This is a genomic window from Draconibacterium sediminis, assembly GCF_000949475.1.
Taxonomy (GTDB): Bacteria; Bacteroidota; Bacteroidia; order Bacteroidales; family Prolixibacteraceae; genus Draconibacterium; species Draconibacterium sediminis.
The window spans coordinates 33,820-56,216 of record NZ_JRHC01000006.1 but is presented as its reverse complement, the minus strand read 5'-3'; the positions used below and the strand labels follow the sequence as shown (position 1 = coordinate 56,216).

The window sequence follows — 22,397 nt, the reverse complement described above, 5'->3', positions numbered from 1 at the left end:
AACAGAATTAAAAAATGAAACAGAAAACAAATTATTCAGGAAAAACACTCTACAGCTTAATGCTGATAGTTGTTTTAACAATGGGGCTTTCACTGGCCTCAAAAGCCCAGATGAGTTACGGAATTAAAATTGGCGCTGGTGCTGCCTGCCAGTCAGATTTACTGGAACTGGCCAATAACTGCGATGTGCGTTTTAGCCCAACTATTGGTTTTGTTGGAAAATACCAGATTACCGAAGGTTTTGCCGTAAAGAGTGGTTTGGAGTACCAACAAAAAGGACGCAGCTTTACCGAAGAGAATGTGGATGTAACAAACAAACTTCAGTATTTATCGATGCCGATAAAAGCTGAATTTTCGGCAGGAGAAAAAGCCGGGTTTAAAAAAGGACAACGTCTGTATTTTGCTATCGGCCCCTACTTAAGCTACATGCTTGATGCTGACGGTGAGTTGGATGGTGTAAAATTCGATATGAAAAGCGATACCAAAGATTTTGATGCCGGTTTGGGCCTGGAACTGGGAATGCAGTTTCCGGTATTTAATCAGAAAGCGTTACAGGTAGGATTAAATTACGATATGGGATTTGTAGAAGTCTATAAATCAGAACCCGATCTGCACAACAAAATGGCATCAATAAGCCTGGGATTACTGTTTTAGCAGATAATTGCCACGCAAAAAAGAAACATAAAAAAGCCGGCTAAGAATTTCTCAGCCGGCTGCTTTGCTTTATACTAGTAGTATATTATTTTTTCTTTGGTGCCTGCACCCCACGTTGTTTCGCCATTTCTTCCAAACGTTTCTGGAAATTCGACTGCTTTTTCGCCGGTTTCTTTTTATTGGCTTGCAGCTGTGCTCTAATCTTCTCATCATCAACAAACGAACGAATCAGGTAAGTCTGGCCAATAGTAATCAAGTTGGCAAGGAAATAATAGTAGCTCAAACCTGATGGATAACTGTTCAACAGGAAGAAGAACATTACCGGCATAATGTACATCATAGTTTTCATTCCCGGCATTGCCTGGCTTGAAGTAGCCGATTGGCTTAGCTTAGTAGAAATGATTGTTGTGATGGTCATTAATATGGTAAATAAACTAAGGTGGTTACCCATAAAGTCTCCGATAAGTGGAATGGTAAAATCCCAGCTCAGAATCGAATCATAGGTTGATAAGTCATTTGCCCACAAGAAACTTTCTCCTCTTAACTCAATAGAGGTTGGGAAGAAAAAGAACATGGCAAACAAAATCGGCATCTGTAATACCATTGGCAAACAACCTCCCATTGGGTTTACTCCGGCCTTTCGGTAAAGTGCCATAGTTGCCTGCTGTTTTTCCATTGCTTTTTCCTGCCCCGGAAACTTGGCATTTATTTCATCAACCTCAGGCTTTAATGCACGCATCTTTGCCTGCGACATATATGATTTGTAGGTAAACGGGAACAGTACCACTTTAATCATCAGCGTAAGCAGCAGGATGATGATACCAAAGTTATCGATAGAACGACGTAACCAGTTAAATACCGGGATAATTACGTAACGGTTTACCGGACGTACAATGGCGTATCCCAAATCAATCTGGCGTTCCATATCAAGCCCGTATTGTTTTAGGGTTTGATAGTGGTTCGGTCCAAAATAAAACTGCATACCAACCTTTTCACTTTGTGTTCCGTTGAAAGGAATGGCAATATCAGCTTTAAAATTTCCCAAATAATTCTGGTTGTCTTCGTAATCGTACTTCTCCTGGCGTACCTGGGCATTCGGGAATGCTTCGTCGCCAATTATTGTAGAGTTAAAGAATAACTGCTTAAAGCCGATCCATTTAACACTTGTTGAAAGGTTTTCTTCGTCCGATTTGTTTTTATCCAGGTTGTCGACCTCGTCTTCAAAAAACTTATAGGTCATATAAGTATAACGGTCTTCGCCAAAACGCGAATAGTGTTCCTGACGTGGCACATCAAAAGCCCAACTAAAATTCAGGTACGATTGATTTCGTGAAATATAGCTGTCCATCCCCTGCATATTCACGTCAAAATCAACCATAAACGAGTTGTATGCCAGTGTATAAACGTACTCGATGAATTTACCAGGTGCAACTTCCAAACGGAAAGTTACCGACTCGGTTCCACCCGGATTTTCTTTGTTAAACTTTGTTCTTCCTTCATCTCCTTTTGGAACTTTAGGACCACTTACCACAACATCTTTTGCACCACCAACCTGATTAAAGTAAAGGTTATCAGTGGTTATGCTTCTGTTTTGCGCAAAGAAATTCAGACCAAACAGCGTTTCCGGCCCATCAAAAAGAACTAATTGTGTTGAATCATATCTTTCGTAGTCTTTCAACTCCACCGAATAAATACGTCCTCCTTTGTTTGAGAAGGTAATTTTAACCTGGTTATTTTCGAGGGTGGTAAACTCTTCGGTACCAACTGATGCGGCTCCGAAAACACCAAGTTCCTCGGTTTTTTGCTGCATTATTTGATTCTGAACTGCAGTGTCGGCTTCCATAGCCGCATTTTGCATTTCTTGCTGTTCCTGCATTTTCTGCAGCTCCAGCGCTTGCTGTGCTTCAACTTGTGCTATGGAATCGCGTCGTTGCCTTGCAGCTTCAACTTCTTCTTTTGATGGCTGGTTGATCAATGAAAATACAACCAAAATCACAAAGATTAAAACGATTCCAATAATCGACTTTCTATCCATTTTTTATTTTTCAGGTAATGAGTTCTTAATAAAATCAATAAACAACGGATGGGGATTTAATACCGTACTTCTGTATTCAGGGTGGAATTGAACACCCACAAACCATTTGTGTTCTGGTATTTCAACAATTTCTACCAGATCGGTTTCAGGATTAATTCCTGTTGGTATCATTCCGGCGTCGATGTATTGCTGACGGTATGTTTCGTTAAATTCGTAACGATGACGGTGTCTTTCGTGAACCGTTAATTTATTGTATGCTTTGCTTACGTTTGAGTTCTCGTCGATAATACGACATTCGTATGCTCCCAAACGCATTGTTCCACCATAATTAGTAATACCTTTTTGTTGTTCCATAAGGTCGATTACCGGATGTGGCGTTTTTGGATTCATTTCTGATGAGTCTGCATTTTCAAGATTAATTACATTTCGTGCAAACTCAATAACGGCAACCTGCATACCTAAACAAATTCCCAGGAAGGTAATGTTGTTTTCGCGGGCATATTGTGCAGCCAGAATTTTTCCTTTCATTCCTCGATGACCAAATCCCGGAGCAATGATAATTCCGTTCATCGGTTTCAACTGCTCGTCAATATTCTCGGCATTCAATTCTTCCGAGTGAATCCAGTTAATATTTACTTTGCATCTGTTTTCAGCTCCGGCGTGTACCAGGGCTTCAGCAATTGATTTGTACGCATCGTGTAATTCCACATATTTTCCAACCAAACCAATTTCAACAGTTTGTGTAGGGTTTTTATGGCGTGCAAGGAAATCATTCCAGGCCGAAAGATCAATTTCTTCGTTAATGGTTAATCCCAGCTTATTCAGCACTGTGATATCCAGCTTTTCTTCCAACATTTTTAACGGCACATCGTAAATTGTTGGCACGTTAACCGATTGAATTACAGATTCTAATCCAACATTACAGAACAGTGCAACTTTTTGGCGAACTGATAATTCAATATCGTGCTCGGTACGAAGAACCAGGATATCAGGTTGAACTCCGGTTTCGAGCAACATTTTAACCGAGTGCTGTGTAGGCTTGGTTTTTAATTCGCCTGTTGCCGACAGGTATGGTACCAGCGTTAAGTGAATAACCATTGCCCGGCTTCCCAATTCCCATTTCAGCTGACGAACCGCTTCAATATAAGGTAAGGACTCAATGTCGCCTACCGTACCCCCAATCTCAGTGATAACAATATCGTATTTACCTTTTGATCCGAGAATTTTAATTCTCCGTTTAATTTCGTCGGTAATGTGAGGAATAATCTGAACGGTTTTTCCCAGGTAATCACCCCGGCGTTCTTTATCAATAACCGATTGGTAAATTCTTCCGGTTGTTACGTTGTTAGCCTGCGATGTTGCAGTATTTAAGAAACGCTCGTAATGTCCCAGATCGAGGTCGGTTTCCGCTCCGTCTTCGGTAACAAAACACTCTCCGTGTTCATACGGATTCAGCGTTCCCGGATCAACGTTAATATACGGATCCAATTTTTGAATGGTAACATTATAACCACGAGATTGTAGCAACTTGGCTAGCGACGAGGCTAAAATACCTTTTCCCAACGACGAAGTAACTCCACCGGTAACAAATATGTATCTAGTTTCAGGCACGGTAAATTTATTTATAATTCGAAGCCACAAAATTAATCAATTAATACGAACCGTAAACTAATGAACCGGCAATTTAACCGATATAGTAAATAGTTAATAACAATGAGCTTTTAAAAACCTTATTCTGCTTAACAATAATTAAATCGTTTTCCTGAGCGTATTTAAAATGAACTGATCAGTTACTCCGAATATCAAAAAATATTAATTAGCCAGAAATAGCGATCAACTTGTTTACAAAAGTGAATACATTTGTAAACCAATACACTGATACATATGTAGCAATAAACTTTTCATTATTGCCCCACATTTATAAAAGCTATATATAACAACACTTCTATGAATTACACATTTGTATACAAAGCATAAAAAAGGCCATTGGTCAACACCAACGGCCTTTATGCAAATAGAAAAACCTTATATAGCAAGCGTTTTTCTCTAAAATCGATAACTATTAACTTTAAAACTCTTTCTTAAGTTGCGCTACCCAGTCTTCAACCCGTTGTTTTGTTTTACGGGCCTGGTTTTCCTGGTCAATCGGCAATCCTATAAATTTGTCGCCTCGTTGTGCACGCGATGCTTCGAATGTATAACCCTCAACAGAGGTTTCCCCAACGATAGTTGCTCCACACTCTTCAAGTATTTCAGCCAGTAAACCAATTGCATCGCAAAAATTCTCTGTATATCCTTTCTGGTCGCCTAATCCAAAGATTGCAAACTTCTTCTTTTTAAGGTCCATTTCTTCCAAATCCGGCACAAACTCATCCCAGTAGTTGGGTAATTCACCATCGAACCAGGTTGGTGCGCTAAGAATAAAATTGTCATATTTATTCAGTACATCTTTGCTCAGTTCTTCTGCATTAATTGCTTCAATCTCTTTCTCGCCAAAAGCAGCAATCACTTTTTCTGCTACCTTTTTCGATTTTTGAGTATTGTAACTGTATATAATTGCGGTTTTACTCATTTTTCCGATTTTTAGTATTCAATTAATTCTTTTGCTGCAGTGTAAATACGCTGTGTATTTGGTAAGATCGCCTGTTCAAGAATACGGTTGAAACCAACCGGTGTAAATGGCGAACCTACACGTTTAATAGGTGCATCAAGGTATTCAAAACCTTTTTCATTGATGAGAGCGCTTAACTCGCCACCAAAACCACCAAACACTTTATCTTCGTGAACAACCAATACCTTGTTGGTCTTCTTAATCGAATTCAAAATGGTCTCTTCATCCAGCGGAATCAGTGAACGCAAATCGATAACTTCAACATCTGCAATTCCTTCTTCTGCCAGTTTTTTAGCAGCGTCAAGACTTAAGTGCGTTGTATTTCCGTAGGTAAGGATAGTCAGATCACTACCCTCACGGCGAATTCGTGCTTTTCCAAACGGAACCTCAAAATCATCCGGAACTACTGTTGCAGCTTTCGGATCCTGATAAAGTGCTTTTGGCTCCATAAACATGGTTAATCCTTCTGAACGTATCGATGTACGCAACAGTCCGGCTGCATCGTCGGCAAACGACGGATAAACAATACGTACTCCCGGAATGGCAGCCAGCGAACCTTCAATGTTTTGCGAGTGGTACATTCCACCGCCAATATAACCACCTGATGCCAGGCGAATAGTCACATTCGGCGAAAATTTACCGTTCGATCGCCACAGGTCGTGACTGGTATCAACATATTGTTCCATTGCCGGCCAGAAATAGTCAGCAAACTCAGCACCCTCAACTACAACACGGATTTTCTCGTGGTAGCGCGACATACCGTTAGCCGTTCCCAGAATAAAATCTTCGGCAATCGGGCCGTTAAAAACACGCTTCTCGCCAAATTCGGCCTGCATGCCTTTTGATACGTTGAAAATACCGCCTTTATCTTTGTTCGCCATATCCTGTCCCCAGATAAACGTATCAGGATTATTTCGGAATTCAGCCTTTAAAGTCTCGTTAAGCGCCGTAATAAATTTTGTCTTCTCTCCTTCTTCGTTATGCAATCCTTCAGGGTATTTCTCCGAAACATATGGATCGGAAAATACATGATCGAAAATGGATGCAGGATCAGGATCCGGAGCAGCCATTGCTGCTTTATGAGAAGCTTTTATTTCTAATTTTACTTCTTCGTCAATTTTATTCAGCTCTTCTTCAGTAAATCGCTCGTAACGCAATAACAACCTTCTGTATTTTGCCAGCGGATCGTATTCCACCACGTAGTTTCTTTCCGCATCTGAACGATAAAGCAAATGATCGTCGGAGTTAGAGTGCGATCCCATACGAACGCAGTTGGCCTGCAGCAATACGGGTTTGCTTTCCTCGATGGCATAACGTTTGGCTTCGGCCATGGCGTTCATCGAATCAAAAACATCTTTACCGTTACAGTGAATAATGCGCAGGTTTTTAAAACCTGTGAAGTTATTGGCCACTTTTCGTTGCGCAGTTTGGTCTTTTTTAGGTACCGAAATACCATAACCATTATCCTGAACCACAAAAATTACCGGTAATTCTTCTTTATCGGCACCGGTAATCGCTTCGTAAACGTAACCTTCACTAACCGACGATTCGCCCTGGCTACTGATAGAAACCGCTTTTTCGCCATAATATTTAATAGCGCGGCCGGTTCCAACAGCATGCAAAGTGTGGTTTCCGGTTGCCGACGACACACTGTGCATATTCCACTCGGGTTTTGCCAGGTGATTCGACATGTGGCGCCCACCACTTGATGGGTCGGTTGCCTTTGAAATACCGTTTAATATTATCTCTTCCGATGTCATTCCGCCTGCAAGAGCAGTCAACATATCGCGATAATACATATATAAGTGGTCTTTTTTCTTCTCAAAACTTTGTCCGATAGCCAGCTGAATTCCATCGTGTCCGGCATAAGGAGCATGGTACGACCACCCAATAGCCTGTTTCAGATAATTGGGTGCTTTTTCGTCGAGTGCACGGCCAATCTTCATTAACCGGTACCAATTCTCTAAAGTCTCCTTCGGAGTTTTCTTAATTGTATATTGCTTTGGTACTTTTAAATCCTTCATAATAAATTATATTGCGCGGTTTATATCAAATTGTTCCAGATGATCGGCAATGCGTCGCAGGAAAGCGCCTCCCAGGGCACCATCAATAATACGGTGATCGTATGATAACGACAGGTACATTTTATGACGAATTGCAATTACATCGCCGCTTGGTGTTTCCAACACGGCTGGTTTTTTCTCGATAATTCCTGTTGCCAGAATAGCAACTTGCGGTTGGTTAATAATTGGTGTTCCGATAATATTTCCGAACGATCCGAAATTGGTAATAGTAAATGTTCCCCCCTGAATTTCGGCCGGATCGAGTTTATTGTTACGCGCTGCATTAGCCAGTCGGTTCAGCTCTTTTGTTAAACCAACCAGGTTGCGCTGTTCAGCATTTTTAATTACAGGAACAATAAGGTTTCCGTCGGGCTTAGCCACAGCGATACCAACGTTTATATCTTTTTTTATTACGATTTTATCCCCGTCAACTGATGAGTTAACCATTGGGAATTCGGCCAGAGCAGCAGCAACTGCTTCTGTAAATATCGGCATAAACGTAATTTTATCGCCATATCTTTCCTGGAAAGCCGTTTTGTTTTTATTTCTCCAGATTACAAGATCGGTAACATCGGCTTCAACCACTGAAGTTACGTGTGGTGATACTTGTTTCGACATCACCATGTGGTCAGCGATCAGTTTTCTGATACGATCCATTTCAACAACAGTGTCATTGGCTCCTACTGAAACCGGAGGTGCAGCTTTTCTCTCTACTGCAGGCGCTGCCGGTGCAGCTGGTTTGCTTTCTTTTTTAGCTTCCGGCTGGGCTGCTGAACTGTCTCTGCTTTCCAGGTAAGCTAAAATATCTTTCTTCTGAACGCGGCCTCCAACGCCCGATCCTTCTATACTTTCCAACTCGTCAAACGAAACATTTTCTTCTTTAGCAATGGTTTTTACCAAAGGAGAATAGAAACGGTTTGAAAGTTTTCTACTGTCATCAACCGAAGCATCGGTTGTTTCTGCTTTTGCAGGTGCTTCGTCGGTTTTGGCTTCTTTTTCGTCTTTGCTATCGGTCTCCTCCTGTTCAGTTTCGTCAACTTCACCATCAAGACTAACAACAGCCAGAACTTCGCCAACTGCAACCAGACTATCTTCCGGATAATTAATTTTTGTGATTACGCCATCTACCGGCGACGGGATCTCAGAGTCTACCTTGTCAGTAGCAACTTCGAAGAGCATATCGTCCTCTTCAATAGTGTCTCCCTCTTTTACGAACCATTTAGTAATGGTGCCTTCCTGGATACTTTCGCCCAGTTTAGGCATAACGATATTAAAACTTGCCATAATAAATACTTTTAATCTATGTTTTGCTATTTGCACTTATAACAACAGAACTAAAATTGAAATGTTCAGATTGCAATTTTAAATTTATGCAAAAATAGAGTTAAAAGAATTTTAACGATCAAAATCGGGCAAATTCGTACTAAATAGTATTTATCTCAGATAGATTTTATCGAATGACAAAAGTAATATACAGAAGTATACGGAACCAAATGTATACTACACTTGTAAAGCACCGATTAATTCACTGGCCGACTGCATATTGTGGCGTTTCAAGTAATCTTCAATGCCTTCAACAATCTTCACCGGAATCATCGGATCTTTAAATATTGCTGTACCAACCTGAACAACTGAAGCTCCTGCCAGCATAAACTCAATAGCATCGGAAGCAGTCATTATTCCGCCAATTCCAACAACGGGAATTTTAACCGCGTTGGCAACCTGCCACACCATGCGTAATGCAATAGGTTTTATTGCCGGACCGGATAATCCGCCGGTTATAGTAGATAATAGTGGTTCTCTTTTTTCGGCATCGATGGCCATTCCCAAAAAGGTATTTACCAACGACACAGCATCTGCTCCCTGCCCTTCTACAGCACGGGCAATTTCAGAAATGTCGGTAACATTTGGCGACAATTTTACAATAAGCGTTTTGTCGTATACTTTACGAACCTCGCGGGTAACCATTTCGGCTCCCGGACAGCTTACACCAAAAGCCATTCCGCCTTCTTTAACATTGGGGCAAGAGATGTTCAACTCAATGGCATTTATCTTATCCAGTTCATTAACTTTTTCGGTTAATGCAATATAATCCTCAACAGTAGATCCGTTTACATTTATAATCAATTGTGTATCATAGTTAACAATCTCAGGATAAATGTTTTCAATAAAGTAATCGATGCCTTTATTTTGTAAACCCACCGCATTAAGCATACCTGAAGGTGTTTCCGCCATTCGCGGGTAGTTATTACCATCGCGGTTTTTAAGCGTTGTACCTTTCAGAAAATAACCTCCAAGCAAGCCTGGTTCAAAGAATTCAGCTGTTTCGCGTGCAAATCCGCAGGTACCCGACGCCAGTGTTACCGGATTCTTAAATTCTATATCGTGTAATTTTACTTTTAAATCTACCATTTCAAATCATTAATGTTAAACACCGGACCTTCAGTACACACACACAGGTTTCCTTTCGTGGTTGGCTCGATACAGCACAAACACACGCCAAAACCGCAGGCCATAAGGTTTTCGAGCGATACTTCGCAAAATACATCAGCCGCTTTTGCTTCTTTTGCAATGGCACGCATCATTCCATCCGGGCCACAGGCATATATTTTAGTGTATATATTTAAGTTATTGGTAAATACCGAATGTTGTGTTACAAATCCCTTTTCACCAAGCGAACCATCTTCTGATGCATAATGTAAATTCGCATACTGTTTATAACTATCTACATTTATATGGTCTTCTTTTGATCGTGCACCCAGTAAAATGTCAACATTCTCCACCGGTAAACCCGATTCTTTGGCTAAGAAAAGCATTGGCGCAACACCACTACCACCGCCAATCAGCAAGATTTTATCGTCTGCTGACGGATACGTAAAAGTTTTTCCAAGTGGATAAACCATACTTAGTTTACTTCCTGCTTTAATCTCTGTTAGTTTACGCGATCCCCGCCCCAGTATTTTAACGATCATCGAGATTACATTCTTTTCGTAATCCACTTCAAACACTGAAAAAGGCCTGCGAAGAAAGATCTCTTCCGCTTCCTTTATCTCAATATTTACAAATTGTCCTGGTTTTATCTCCGGAAGTTCGGTATCCGACTGTACTTTGATAAGAAAGTTTGTAGCGTTTAGCGCGCTATTTTCAATTACGGTGAATTCTTTAACAAACTTTTTTGGCATGTATTCTGATTTTGCCGCAAAGATAATAGAATAATCGTTGAATTTTGCGCCATGAATTGATACAAAAAGAAAAGACCGTTGAATAACGGCCTTCTATGTTATATTTAAATTAGGTAAAAAATAAGGGTCTTTGTTTACGTGTATACAAATGTATCAATAAAATTTACATTTACAAAATAATACTTTACTTTTTTTACATTTAACTTCATTTTGAAAAAAACATACTCTTATAAACCAGAAATGGCCACTATTTCTAGTGGCCAAGCGACTTCTGGATTTATCAACTTAAATTGGGTTTGTAAATTGAATCTATATTGTTTTAATCATCCTGTCGTATTGTTGTTTACTTTTGCTGTTACAAATATGAAACTATTAATTTACATATGCAAATCTTTTTTATTTTATTTTTGTAAAAAGTTTACTTTTGTTTATTCGGCAATTGAATGTCAATAGTTTAACCATGTTACAAATATAAACTATATTTATATATTTGGTAAATTTACATATAAACAAAAGAGGACTGTATTGCTACAGCCCTCTTTGTTACTCTGGTTTAACCACCGTTTGGAGGTCAAGTACCTTTTTGTAAAAACGATTACAATTCTCTACAACATATAATATTCAAGTGCTTTTATTCTAATTATAACTAAAACTATAGGGTAAAATCCTTTTTTAAACTATCTGTATTTAATATACTTCATGCACGTAAATGCATTATATAATTTTATAAGCCTTGCTTAATACATTTCTTCAATAATTTCTTAGCGTTGCTTATATATATTAAATGTACCATCACGGTATATAATAACCATTTTATCTATTTCGCTATCAAGAGCCGAGATTGTCTTATCAATATTCTCCTCCGGTATTATATTCTTCTTCACTGGCTGTTCAGCCAAAGGTTGCTGTCTAATAGTTTCTTCAACTATTGGTAGCTTTTGTTGCGGACTGTTATCCGGTGTTACTTGTCCACTAAACATATCTCCCTCACCCGTGAGTAGCCAGCGAGCGTTTAAATCAGGGAACTCCAGTAGTAGCTTCTCAATAAATGAAGCACCTGGTTTATTTCTTCCATTAAGAATATGTGAGATGTTAGATCGTTGCACATCCAGAACAGCAGCCAGTTCTCCGGCTGAAATTCCTTTTACCTCGATAAAATTTTTAATTCGGTCTTTCATTTTCTAAGGTGTGTTGCAAAGATACATTTGTCATGCGTCCAACAGACTTCGTGTATACTTCAAAAACAAATGTAAATATTCTTTTCGAATATAACAACTACTTTTCATAAAATGTAAATACGAAATTACTTGCAAAAACCTTTAATTTAGCCGATAAACCAATTCATATAAACCGCATAAGTAACAGGATATCAATATGTAATACGATGATGTTGCTACAATAAAGCACTAATAGTGTATTTTGTCAAACTTTGATACTAAACTACTTTATATGATTATTGTAATTCATTGATATAGAGATTTAAAAATAGATTTGCATCTTGTGTATATTTATACATAGCAAATATTGACAACAATTTTTCACTTTGTATATTTAGTCTTTATTTATTTAAACATTACCCTATTTCGTGTTACATATATACAATTGCATCCTGATTTCAATTCAAAAATGAAGTACTAAATTCTGAGATTTGATTTACACATGTAAAACATTTGTAGTGTGTCAAAAAATCAAACATGAAACATATGTATACTTTTAGTATTAAATAGTTTTTACATTATTATTCTACGTTTAAGATATATTTGTAAATTTTACAAGTGGACACTAAGTTGTAGTAACAATTCCAATCGCTTTGATGTAGTGTTTATTGACAAGGTATATTTTCGCTAACACTTTAGTAAAACTCAATTTCATCGGCTAAGCGATTTAAAACAGCTCCTGTCCTTTTCATTTTGGTGCTATTGCGTCAAATGCAGTAAATATTTACGCATCATTACACACAAACAAAGGTCTGACGAATTCTCAAAAGCTTTAAAACGGCCATTTTGCGATATAAATACCAATAATTTAACCACTTAGAGAAAAATAGAAGAAAATGAAACAAACGAGCAAATAGAATAAATAGCGATGAATTTCTACTTTTTCAAATCAATTACTTAAAAAACTAGGATTTTGTAGAATACTTTTTTTACAATTTGGCTATAACGAATTAAAATCAACAGACAGCAAGAAATCGAAACCAAAATCTTCCAGTTCTTTAAGATAGGAAGTTCTGACTCCTATTTTCACCGGAGCATAAAATCTAAGGAAATTAACATCGCCCAACAACTCTACACCATACGATGAAATATCTACATTAAATTTTGTTGGAGTTTCTCCACCATGGTAGCTTCCTTGCAGATTAGCGTAATCGGCAAAAAACGTTGCACTTATTCTGCGCACATAGGTAAGTCCGCCAATACTTAAATCGGGATTACTAAGGGGCAGTGCATAATTTAACGATAAGGATTGTAATTGTTCGGTTTCTATTTTTGTCCATCCGCGGGGAAAACGAATCGCATCAGAAAAACCAAAGAAATTACCGGAACTTTTTTCTTGTAATCCTCCATACAAACGAATGCCGTGATTTTTCAAAAGGCCGGGAAGATACATCGTGGCTGCGCCGGCAGTCAAACGCCCCATTTCGGTTGATTGCCATGGCGAGTGGCGAAAGTTCCCTTCTAATGCAAAGCCAAAATTCGGATAAATATCCTGATGGCTTCTTCGTAGAAGCTGGTAATAATATAAGCGGTACGAAAGCGATTGATAATCGCCAGTGTTAAACTCGTCGGGTGTCGACTCCTCTTTTCCGTAGCGAGTAAACTGGTATTCAATTTCAGGTTGAAAAAAGCGCGTAAATGCTCCCCTCGATAAATTTAACGGAATACGCATATTGGCACTAAAATTCGTTTCATTCCATTTATAATCCTGAAGCGTGGTATCTCTTTTTGTCACCTGTCCTTCCTGGTTTTGGTACTCCCGAATCAACCAATACTGCGATGCCCGTTTACCTCCAGTTACTTCAAAATCAAAAACAGGGAACCAGCCTTTATATGTGTACCGGCCATAAAAATTTCCTGTTTTTTCGCTGGTGTCCCACCTATATCCCAAAGTGGTAAAAGCTGTTCCCAACTTATTTTGCGACATCAGACTAACACCGGGCAAAAACTCATAGTTGTCGGGATCTACAAAAACAGGCGCCCAACTATGAAAATTAAACAGATGTTTTGTTTTACTATAAGTCTGCGAAGCGAACAAGTTAGTGCTATCAACACTCGAAAAGTCAACAATGCCCGGCTCTTGCTGTTGCATGGTATTGGCCAATGGCCAGTTGCCTGATGAAATCTCGTTTAACGGTAATGCATTTTTCGGTTGAAATTCAATAATCCGAAAACCATCACCTGTATAATCGCTAAGTGCAATTGTTCCACTTTGGCCTATCGCCGGATAAGCAACATCAAAACGAGGTTCGTAAACTTGTTGAATTTCAGAGCTGGTTAAGTCGTACATATAAAGGGCATTCTTGCCTGAGTAGCTGCTAATAAAATACAAGTTGTTTCCTGAAACCTGTAATTGTTTAATCTCACCCAACGCTGTTCCCGGAAGCAAAGTTTGCTCCTTATTTTGCAGATTCACTTTTGCTATATGTTTTCCGTTCTCATCCAGCAGCACATATATTAATTCGTGCTGGTTTAACCAAACCGGAGAAAAGAAATAATTGTTATTGTCAGTCTGGAAGCGGAATTTCATTTTTCCACTCGAGATATCATAAACCGTTAAATAATTAGAACTTGAAAAATCGGTTTCCACAACTGCTACCTCTTTTAAATCGGGTGAAAGTGCCGGAGCAAATGCCTTAAATTCAGGAGCAACAGAATACATTTTTTTTGTAGCTGCATTTAAGATCCGAATTCGCGAAAGTCCACTGTGCGACCAGCGAACATCAGGTACTTTTTCTGCCCAAACGATCCATTCTCCTCTGAAATTTACCGACTCTTCAAAAATATATCCGGGAATTGTTACGCGCTTTTCTTTATTTGTTTTTGTATCGATCTTTACAAATGAAGGAACTACATTCAAGCCTGTTTTGTAGGCAATTATTTCATTATCGTTAAGCCAGTGTTTGTACAAATAATTCGTATATCTTTTATTTTCTTTCGAAAGTTGATTTGATGGATCGGCTACGAATTTTGTATCATTATTTTTCCATTCGGTTGCGAGGCTGTCAAATATCGATTCGTAAAGCCGAACCTTTCCTAAACCGGTTTCGAGCTTTAAAGCTCTGTTGAAAGGAGTGATCGAAAAAGGTTTTCTGCCCACTCTTTTTATGGCCTTCTCCCAGATATCACTTCCATATCGTTCTCGTGAACCAGCCACCAGGTAATAACCCAGCTGATAGTGGTTGGGAATGTAATCTTTGAATGATCCGAGGTAAGCTTTATCGTATGAAAATATTTTGTTGTCGACCACCTGCGCCTGATGTTCCACCAAAAATGACGGCAAACGTCCGCGCCCGTAGTTGCCTAATACTGTTTCTGTTACCACTGCATCACCTTCAATAAACCACCACGGCAGATAAGCTCCAAACAATAAAGCCGTTCCCTGCTCGCCCAATATAATTTTTATGATTTTTGGTAACTCGGCATTTAATTTATCGATCTGTACCACGTGCCGGAATTCATGCAAAGCCAGCTGTTCCAACCAATCTTGCGGATAAATGGCCTGGTGCGGCGTGGTATAAAACTCCGAGCGTTTTGGGGCATAAGCCACCAAACCGTTCGATTGCACCGTTTGTGTATGAAGAATTACCGATATTTTTCCCGGCTTGTATTTCAACGAATAACTTCCGAAATCGTAAACCATCTCCAGCTTTTGAGCCAGAATCTGTGCCTGGTCTTCATAATAATCGGGATATATCAGCTGAAAATTGGTGGTATTAATTTGGCGCCATTTCAACGACGCCGGATCTTGCCCCGTATCGAAATACTGAGCATGAACAACATAAGTTGTCAAGACCAGAAGTAATAAAAGTAGTTTCTTCATTTTATCAGTGGAAATGAAATGCCAAAATACACAAACGAAATTATATAAAAACAAAAAGCCCAGAAAAATCCGGGCTCCTGAACTTGAACATGTTTTGTTTTTTATTCTTCTACTTCGTTAACTCCTAAAATCGGGATTGGATTGTCGTCTTCTTTTTCACCGTCAATAGATGCGTAAAGTGTTGCAAATGCAGCATGAACCCAAATAAGTGAGAAAATGACTCCCACGAAACACACTATTAATCCGGCAATTATGATGAAGAACGATAAAATAGCCATTCCAAAAACGGTCCAACCATAACCGCGTGTCATTTGCCAGCTTTTTTCAACAGCTTTCATTGCATCCAGCTGCTTATCCATTACAAGGTAAGGTACAAAAACCAGTCGGCATGCCACAATTATACCGGGTATTACCAGCATAAATATTCCGACCGTTACCAATGCTGCTACAATTAAGTTGGCTAAAACAATATTTAAATACTGTGTTTTAAAACCTTCGAACATTACTTTTAGGTCGGTTTCTTCGTCTCTCATGGCGGCTAAAAACAGCTTTTTTTCGCCGTATTTAATTACAGGCACAAATAAAAAACCATACGCCAATGCAAATAATGCTATTGGGAATAGCAATAGGCCAATGTTATTAAAATCACCTCCATTCCATTCGCCTCTAAAACCAAATCCTGGGCCATTAAGTAGCCCCGTAATTATAACGGCTACCAGAAGTGTCAGGAATGATTTATCAAACATTTTTCTCCAGGCGTAACTAAAACTTCCACCTGCCGATGGTCCCAAATTAAAATACTTTAAGCTTTCCATTGTTTTTGTTTTTAATGTTTTTGTTTTCTGTTTTCTGAGTGGCACCTTTCGGCGCCTGAACATTGTTTTTTGTAATTGTTATTCAAATCTACTGTATATCTCAAAAAAATCCTTCCTACTAAAGTTGGATTTAGTAATTTCACTACTTTCGTAGTTAGCGCTGCACGGGCAAAGTGCGTAAAATTGCAATGCACTACTTAAGTAGTTTTTATGTGGATTAAAATTTTAGCATACACAGTTACATTTATTATTTCGGCCGGAATATCGGCTTTGGGAATTATGCTTGCCTATCAGCAATACCAGCAGAACAAGAAGCCAATTTTCACGACTTTGCTGTATCAGCAAATATTTCTTTTCTCCTTTCTGTTTTATGGCGTTTGGGGAAATATAAGTTTGCGGATGGTAATTGCGGATTTAGATATTAGCGATGCATTAAGTGCCAAGTTAGCCGTTTTTATACCCATTATTGGAATTCCGTTTATGGTGGTAAGTTGGTTTATGCTTTTAAAGTTTGCCAACAATTGCAACGGACGCCGGCTAACAAAAACATTCATTTTTACCTTCTTTCCTACTTTTGTAGTGTTGGCTTTTGCCCTGGTTTTTCTTATTCAGAAAGAATTTATCGATGTGCCTGATAATGCAGATCTTTTTGTTGTACGAATTTTAGTACTGCTAAACCTGATCGTTTATTTATTTTTTCTGTTACCGTTTTTCAGAAAAACAAAAGATGCCGGTATTTTAAAAGAAAGCGGACTCAACAAAAATCGGGTACTGATTATTATTGGCAGTACCTTACTTTATTCAGGCGTGATGTTCTTTTTTAACCGGTTCGGGTATATTTCTACGTGTATTGCCTTAATTTTTTTATTTGCATGCAACCTGGCACTTCCGGCAATTGTTCGCCTTAAAAATCAATCGGCAAACGAAAATGAGAATATGGATTTTCAATCGTTTTGTAACTTTTTCGAAATATCGAAACGCGAAGCTGAAATCATTCAGGAAATTTGCAGCGGAAAATCAAACAAGGCGATTGCCGATAAACTGTTTATCACCTTGCAAACCGTAAAAGATCACAATCATCGGATTTACACCAAAACAGGAGTAAAAAGCAGGGTTCAACTGGCCAACCTGGTTCGCGAAAAAACCGGCGAGATTTAACTGTGTCTCCCCCGGTTATTCTTCAAAGAAGAGATCCTCTTTTAATTTTTCAATTCGGTCAAGTGCGTAAATCGCATTTTTAGCCGCTTCACCCGATTCGGTCAAATAGATCCGGTAATAATTCATTGCCAGCGTTTTATTGGAATTGTATTCTTCGTAGGTAGTTGCAATTTCAAAAAGAACTTCGGTTTTTCCCGGATTCAGCTCGTAGGCTTTTTTTAATGCTTCTATCGATTCTTTAAACTGTCGTTGCTGTCCGTACATTTGCCCCAGGTGATGATACATTTCCGACACATAATCAGGTACCGTTGCTTCAATGGCAAAAGTCATTAGTTCAATAGCGTCCTCGAAATTATTTAATTTTCGGTTGCATAAACTTTGGTAGTACATCACCAGCGGATCATTCGGACTAAGCAGTTTTAAGTCGCCAAATATGTCGAGCGCTTTTTCTTCGTGCCCGGCAAAGTACGTGCTAATGCCGTAATTCATCAATGTTTCAAAAGCCGGTTGTTTTTCCTGTTCCAGGTATTTTTCAAACTGCAACATTGCAGGGCCATAACGTTTTGTTTTATAAAAAAACATCGCTTTTTCAAACAGTAACTCTTTATCAGCCGGAAACTGTACCAGGCCAGAATCGATAGTAGCCATTATCTCGTTGGCCTCTTTTTTCCAGTTATAGCAGTGTATCAGATTAATGTAAGTTCCATGATCGCGGGGATTTGCCTCAAGCACTTTTTCGTAAAGATCGCGTGCCTGTTCGCGCTGAAAAACACGGTACGAACAATAAGCCAACTGCTTGTTCCAGTAAACGTTGGACGAGTCTTTTTCATAAATACCGGAGAAAACATTGTAAGCAGTTTTATAATCTTCAAGGTTAATATGAACGCGTCCGAGTTTTCCGGCCATAGCCAGGTTATTTGGTTCAACCTGCAGCGCTTTATCGTAAAAAGCTATAGCATCGCGGTTGTTGCCTAAAATGGAAAAACACTCTGCCGTTTCTTCCAGCATTACAATATTATTGGCATCGTACTGAAGCCCTTGCATAAAAGCCTCCAACGCTTGTTGGTAATTTTGCAGGTTTTTATACACCACACCTTTTTTATAATACAATTCGGCCGATGGATTTGCAACCAACTCTTTATCGATCTCCTGAAGTGCTTTATCGTAGCTCTTTTCAATTAAAAGTAAATCAATTTTGCGCTGTGCCATTGAACTGCTAACTGCACAAAACATAATAATCAATAGGGTTAAAATTTTAAATCGCATAATTTTTATTTATTCAATAGTGTTATCGGTTGAAGAGGTGTATTAATTCATCAAAAGGTTATTGAAGAACAAAATTAATTGGCACGGTATAACTCACATTAACCGGCTCGCCACGCTGATATCCGGGTTTCCATTTTGGTAAAGTATTTACAACACGCAGTGCCTCTTTATCTATCGACGGATCAACTCCCCTGGCAATTTTAGCATTAGCAATTGTGCCTTCGGCTGTAACCACAAAACTTACATAAACTTTGCCCTGAATTCCGTTCTCTATAGAAATCTCCGGGTACTTAATTGAGTTGGCAATGTATTTGCGTAACGCGAGATCGCCCCCCGGAAACTCCGGCATATTCTCAACAATAAAAAATACCTGATCTTCTTCCTCAAGCTGGCGCGGCTCTTGTTCTTTGCTTTTTACCAAAAAAACTGATCCGGTACTATCGGTATCAAATTCGTATTTACTTTTTCCATTCAGCATGGCATGTAACAATTCCAGATCTTCCTGGCTGCCCTCCAGCTTCATCCCATCATCAAGCAATCGAACCGTAACTTTTCGTTCGTTACTATCCTCAACCTTAGTTACCTGAAGTGCTTCTTTTTGTTCGCAGGCAAAAATTATAACCAAAGCCAGCAGCGAAACAAATCCCAATATATATTTCAGGTTGGCCAATTTTGAAGACCGGATTTTTGAAATCATTTGGATCCTTTTTTTAACCAACGATGAATTAAAGTTATTGGCAATTTCCAACTGCATACCAACCGCCTGACTTAAAAGCAAATGTTTGTACTGAGCAGAACTTATACCTGAACTCAGTACCGCATGATCGGCCAAATATTCGTGATTTTCGCGAATTGCACGTTTTAACAGCCACATAAAAGGATTAAACCACTGAAAAACGGTAAGAATCTCAAGAATAAGTACATCGAATGTATGCCCTTGTTTGATGTGTTCCATTTCGTGAGTCACCATTTTTTCGTAACCCGGTTGTTTTTTCATGCCCGGATTTATAAAAATATAACCCAAAAATGAGAACGGACTGATTTCTTCATCAACCAACACAAAACGATAATTATCAATGTGTTGCATCTCATTTTTCGAGATGATCATTAAAATCTGAATGATCCGAAAAATCATTCTTCCAAGGAAGAATATCAATCCCAACAGATAAATAAGTATGATAATCTTGCTTGAACTGATTGAATTTACCATAGCACCTGAAAGATCCTGACCGTAGATGGTAACTGCCTCTAAAACATTTCGGTATGGTGTTACAGTAACTTCGGCAAGCATGTTTGATTGAGGGGCGTAAACCCGAAAATGCAGAAATGGCAGAATGACGGAAAACAAAATGGAAAAAAGCAGGAAAAGCCGGTTTAAACGAAAAAATGTTTCTTTACGTAAAAACAGCACGTAAATGAGCGCCAGCAGCGACAGGCTTATCCCCGACTCGATAATAAAGTTTATCAAATTATTCATCGGTGTTCCGGTTTTCGTTTTCTATATCGCGTTTCACATCCTCCATCAATTCATCCAGTTCCGATAAACTCATGTTGTCTTCTTTGGCAAAAAACGAAACCATTTCCTGGAATGAGCCACTGAAATAATTTCGCATAAAATTCTTCATAAACGTACGGGTATATTCTTTTCGCGATATCAAAGGAAAATACTCGTGGGTTTTACCGTAAGCATTGTGCCCCACAAAACCTTTTTTTTCTAAAATGCGGACAATTGTAGAAACCGTATTGTACGCGGGTTTCGGAACAGGCATTTCTTCAATAATGTCTTTAACAAATGCTTTTTCAAGATTCCAGAGTAACTGCATTACCTGCTCTTCGGCTTTGGTAAGTTCCTTCATTTTGTTCGTTTATTTATGATTTTTGCTAAACTACAAAAACTGTACCTAAAAAATTAGTTAAAAAACTATTCTTTTAGGTACAGTTTAAATAACACTGCTACTGTAAAGCGAAATTTATCGGAACAGTGTATTCAACCGGAACAGGCTTTCCTTTATCCACTCCGGGTTTCCATTTTGGCAAAGCTTTTACCACACGCAATGCTTCTTTATCCAACGATGGATCAACTCCGCGTGCTACACGGGCATTACCTACCGTACCGTCTTTTTCAACAACAAAAGAAATATATACCTTTCCTGCAATACCGTTCTTTTGGGCCACATCCGGATAAGTGACTGCATTGGCAATGTACTTTCTAAGCGCTTCGTCGCCACCCGGAAATTGAGGCATCTCGTCTACAATATAATATACCTTGTTTTCCCCTTCTCCGTAGTATGTTTTTTTCTCGTCTGATTTATCTTCGCCAAGGGCAAATTTAATAGGCACCGTGTAGCTTACCTTAACCGGTTCTCCGTCTTCTTTACCGGGTTTCCAGGTTTTGTCGAGCGCATTAATTACCCGCAATGCCTCTTTATCAATCGACGGATCAACACCGCGTGCTATTTTTGCATCTTCAATTTTTCCCTCTTTGTTTACCACAAAAGAAACGTAGACTTTACCTTGTATACCATTTTCTTTAGCGACAACCGGGTATTTTACCAACGATGCAATGTCGTTTCGAAGAGCCATATCTCCTCCCGGATATACGGGCATATCATCAACAACTTGAAATACGCCTTTTTCCTTATTGTCCTCCTGGGCAAATACGCTCATTGTCAGCATCAAACCCAAGATAATTAAAACAAATTTTCTCATAATTCTTTTTATTAGTGGTTATTTTAAAATTGCTTACTGCAGCTTAAATGTTATTTGCGCATTGTAGTACACTTTAACAGGTTTACCGCGTTGTTTACCGGGTTTAAAACGAGGCAGGCTGTTTATTACGCGTAGTGCTTCTTTATCCAGCGACGCATCTACAGGTCGCAGCACTTCTGCATTGTTAACTTTTCCGTTTTCATCTACTACAAATTTTACATATACTTTTCCCTGTATTCCATTTTCCTGTGCTATTACCGGATAATGTACATGCGAATTGATGTACTGGTACAAGGCTTTGGTACCGCCCGGAAATTCCGGAGACTCTTCCACAATCACAAATATTTCATCAACGGCCTCTTCTTCTTCATCCATACTTTCCACTATTGGCTGCACCTCAATAATGGTTTCGTCATCAGCTTCGGTGTCCTCTATTAAAAGTTCATCCTCAATTTCAATATCATCGTCAACGATATTTAACACCTCAATTACTTTAGGAGGTGGCGGCGGCGGCGGTGGTTTCACCTCCGGTTCTCGTGTTACGGGAATAATTTCTTCCTCTATTTCAAACGATTGAATCATTCCCAGGGAATCTGCTTTTTTGGGCGACGTTGTCCATTCAAAAGCCAGTAACATGGTTCCCAGCGCAACTACTAAACCAACTAAAAAGAAGGTGTTTCGTTTTCCTTCCAGATCTGCTCTCTGTGTCTTTTTACATTCCATAATCATCAGATTTTTGTTATTACTCTAAAGTTTACCGTTCATTAATAGTAAAAACAACATCTTTTGTATGGCCATTTTTCAGTTATCCGTTACTTGAACAAACATATAACTAATATTTTAGTTTACAAACTAAATTCTTAGT

Annotated in this window: 17 protein-coding genes; 2 read left to right on the top strand and 15 right to left on the bottom strand. The window is 38.9% G+C overall.

What is annotated here, in order from left to right; translation table 11 throughout:
- The first annotated feature begins 14 nt into the window (after window positions 1-14).
- A complete protein-coding gene (locus LH29_RS19150; protein WP_045032887.1) occupies window positions 15-653 on the top strand; it encodes an outer membrane beta-barrel protein in 639 nt (212 codons plus the stop codon).
- 85 nt (window positions 654-738) lie between these two features.
- On the opposite strand, the gene yidC is transcribed toward LH29_RS19150, so the two are convergent.
- From yidC to LH29_RS19100, 10 genes are all read right to left on the bottom strand, one after another.
- Complete coding sequence (gene yidC / locus LH29_RS19145) at window positions 739-2,688, bottom strand: membrane protein insertase YidC (RefSeq protein WP_045032886.1); 1,950 nt, start codon at window positions 2,686-2,688, stop codon at window positions 739-741.
- 3 nt (window positions 2,689-2,691) lie between these two features.
- Entirely contained in the window at window positions 2,692-4,299 is a 1,608-nt protein-coding gene (locus LH29_RS19140) for a CTP synthase (protein ID WP_045032885.1), read from the bottom strand.
- Between the two features lie 457 nt (window positions 4,300-4,756).
- Window positions 4,757-5,260 (bottom strand): flavodoxin, encoded by a 504-nt coding sequence (locus tag LH29_RS19135; protein ID WP_045032883.1) that lies wholly within the window; start codon window positions 5,258-5,260, stop codon window positions 4,757-4,759.
- Between the two features lie 11 nt (window positions 5,261-5,271).
- Complete coding sequence (locus tag LH29_RS19130; protein WP_045032882.1) at window positions 5,272-7,323, bottom strand: alpha-ketoacid dehydrogenase subunit alpha/beta; 2,052 nt, start codon at window positions 7,321-7,323, stop codon at window positions 5,272-5,274.
- A 6-nt stretch (window positions 7,324-7,329) separates the two neighbouring features.
- The gene (locus LH29_RS19125; RefSeq protein WP_045032880.1) at window positions 7,330-8,646 is read right to left on the bottom strand and encodes a dihydrolipoamide acetyltransferase family protein; all 1,317 of its coding nucleotides are present in this window, start codon (window positions 8,644-8,646) and stop codon (window positions 7,330-7,332) included.
- A 216-nt stretch (window positions 8,647-8,862) separates the two neighbouring features.
- Window positions 8,863-9,774 (bottom strand): dihydroorotate dehydrogenase, encoded by a 912-nt coding sequence (locus LH29_RS19120; protein WP_045032879.1) that lies wholly within the window; start codon window positions 9,772-9,774, stop codon window positions 8,863-8,865.
- Window positions 9,768-10,544, bottom strand: coding sequence for a dihydroorotate dehydrogenase electron transfer subunit (locus LH29_RS19115; protein ID WP_045032878.1), 777 nt, complete (start codon window positions 10,542-10,544; stop codon window positions 9,768-9,770). Before LH29_RS19115 ends, LH29_RS19120 begins: the two co-directional genes overlap by 7 nt.
- Before the next feature lie 761 nt (window positions 10,545-11,305).
- Entirely contained in the window at window positions 11,306-11,722 is a 417-nt protein-coding gene (locus LH29_RS19110; RefSeq protein ID WP_045032877.1) for a helix-turn-helix domain-containing protein, read from the bottom strand.
- A gap of 979 nt (window positions 11,723-12,701) precedes the next feature.
- A complete protein-coding gene (locus LH29_RS19105) occupies window positions 12,702-15,584 on the bottom strand; it encodes a TolB family protein (RefSeq protein ID WP_045032876.1) in 2,883 nt (960 codons plus the stop codon).
- A gap of 101 nt (window positions 15,585-15,685) precedes the next feature.
- Window positions 15,686-16,399: a hypothetical protein gene (locus LH29_RS19100; RefSeq protein WP_045033193.1), complete on the bottom strand. Its 714-nt coding sequence runs from the start codon at window positions 16,397-16,399 to the stop codon at window positions 15,686-15,688.
- 210 nt (window positions 16,400-16,609) lie between these two features.
- Between LH29_RS19100 and LH29_RS24070 the strand changes: the two genes are divergently transcribed.
- A complete protein-coding gene (locus tag LH29_RS24070) occupies window positions 16,610-17,557 on the top strand; it encodes a helix-turn-helix transcriptional regulator (protein WP_052671092.1) in 948 nt (315 codons plus the stop codon).
- A gap of 15 nt (window positions 17,558-17,572) precedes the next feature.
- On the opposite strand, the gene LH29_RS19090 is transcribed toward LH29_RS24070, so the two are convergent.
- The 5 genes from LH29_RS19090 to LH29_RS19070 all read right to left on the bottom strand — a co-directional run bounded on the left by LH29_RS19090 (window position 17,573) and on the right by LH29_RS19070 (window position 22,255).
- A complete protein-coding gene (locus LH29_RS19090) occupies window positions 17,573-18,823 on the bottom strand; it encodes a tetratricopeptide repeat protein (RefSeq protein ID WP_082063845.1) in 1,251 nt (416 codons plus the stop codon).
- A gap of 58 nt (window positions 18,824-18,881) precedes the next feature.
- On the bottom strand, window positions 18,882-20,300 hold the full coding sequence (locus LH29_RS19085; RefSeq protein ID WP_045032873.1) for a M56 family metallopeptidase: 1,419 nt from the start codon (window positions 20,298-20,300) through the stop codon (window positions 18,882-18,884).
- Window positions 20,293-20,679: a BlaI/MecI/CopY family transcriptional regulator gene (locus tag LH29_RS19080; protein ID WP_045032872.1), complete on the bottom strand. Its 387-nt coding sequence runs from the start codon at window positions 20,677-20,679 to the stop codon at window positions 20,293-20,295. The genes LH29_RS19085 and LH29_RS19080 overlap by 8 nt, the downstream gene beginning before the upstream one ends.
- Before the next feature lie 97 nt (window positions 20,680-20,776).
- A complete protein-coding gene (locus tag LH29_RS24975) occupies window positions 20,777-21,532 on the bottom strand; it encodes an energy transducer TonB (RefSeq protein WP_052671091.1) in 756 nt (251 codons plus the stop codon).
- 33 nt (window positions 21,533-21,565) lie between these two features.
- Window positions 21,566-22,255, bottom strand: coding sequence for an energy transducer TonB (locus LH29_RS19070; protein ID WP_045033190.1), 690 nt, complete (start codon window positions 22,253-22,255; stop codon window positions 21,566-21,568).
- Between the last annotated feature and the right edge of the window lie 142 nt (window positions 22,256-22,397).

What these genes read in the sequence shown, in the direction of transcription:
- LH29_RS19150 (WP_045032887.1), top strand. Translation starts at nt 15, where the DNA reads ATGAAACAGAAAACAAATTATTCAGGAAAAACACTCTACAGCTTAATG.
- yidC (WP_045032886.1), bottom strand. Translation starts at nt 2,688, where the DNA reads ATGGATAGAAAGTCGATTATTGGAATCGTTTTAATCTTTGTGATTTTG.
- LH29_RS19135 (WP_045032883.1), bottom strand. Translation starts at nt 5,260, where the DNA reads ATGAGTAAAACCGCAATTATATACAGTTACAATACTCAAAAATCGAAA.
- LH29_RS19130 (WP_045032882.1), bottom strand. Translation starts at nt 7,323, where the DNA reads ATGAAGGATTTAAAAGTACCAAAGCAATATACAATTAAGAAAACTCCG.
- LH29_RS19125 (WP_045032880.1), bottom strand. Translation starts at nt 8,646, where the DNA reads ATGGCAAGTTTTAATATCGTTATGCCTAAACTGGGCGAAAGTATCCAG.
- LH29_RS19120 (WP_045032879.1), bottom strand. Translation starts at nt 9,774, where the DNA reads ATGGTAGATTTAAAAGTAAAATTACACGATATAGAATTTAAGAATCCG.
- LH29_RS19115 (WP_045032878.1), bottom strand. Translation starts at nt 10,544, where the DNA reads ATGCCAAAAAAGTTTGTTAAAGAATTCACCGTAATTGAAAATAGCGCG.
- LH29_RS19110 (WP_045032877.1), bottom strand. Translation starts at nt 11,722, where the DNA reads ATGAAAGACCGAATTAAAAATTTTATCGAGGTAAAAGGAATTTCAGCC.
- LH29_RS19105 (WP_045032876.1), bottom strand. Translation starts at nt 15,584, where the DNA reads ATGAAGAAACTACTTTTATTACTTCTGGTCTTGACAACTTATGTTGTT.
- LH29_RS19100 (WP_045033193.1), bottom strand. Translation starts at nt 16,399, where the DNA reads ATGGAAAGCTTAAAGTATTTTAATTTGGGACCATCGGCAGGTGGAAGT.
- LH29_RS24070 (WP_052671092.1), top strand. Translation starts at nt 16,610, where the DNA reads ATGTGGATTAAAATTTTAGCATACACAGTTACATTTATTATTTCGGCC.
- LH29_RS19090 (WP_082063845.1), bottom strand. Translation starts at nt 18,823, where the DNA reads ATGCGATTTAAAATTTTAACCCTATTGATTATTATGTTTTGTGCAGTT.
- LH29_RS19085 (WP_045032873.1), bottom strand. Translation starts at nt 20,300, where the DNA reads ATGAATAATTTGATAAACTTTATTATCGAGTCGGGGATAAGCCTGTCG.
- LH29_RS19080 (WP_045032872.1), bottom strand. Translation starts at nt 20,679, where the DNA reads ATGAAGGAACTTACCAAAGCCGAAGAGCAGGTAATGCAGTTACTCTGG.
- LH29_RS24975 (WP_052671091.1), bottom strand. Translation starts at nt 21,532, where the DNA reads ATGAGAAAATTTGTTTTAATTATCTTGGGTTTGATGCTGACAATGAGC.
- LH29_RS19070 (WP_045033190.1), bottom strand. Translation starts at nt 22,255, where the DNA reads ATGGAATGTAAAAAGACACAGAGAGCAGATCTGGAAGGAAAACGAAAC.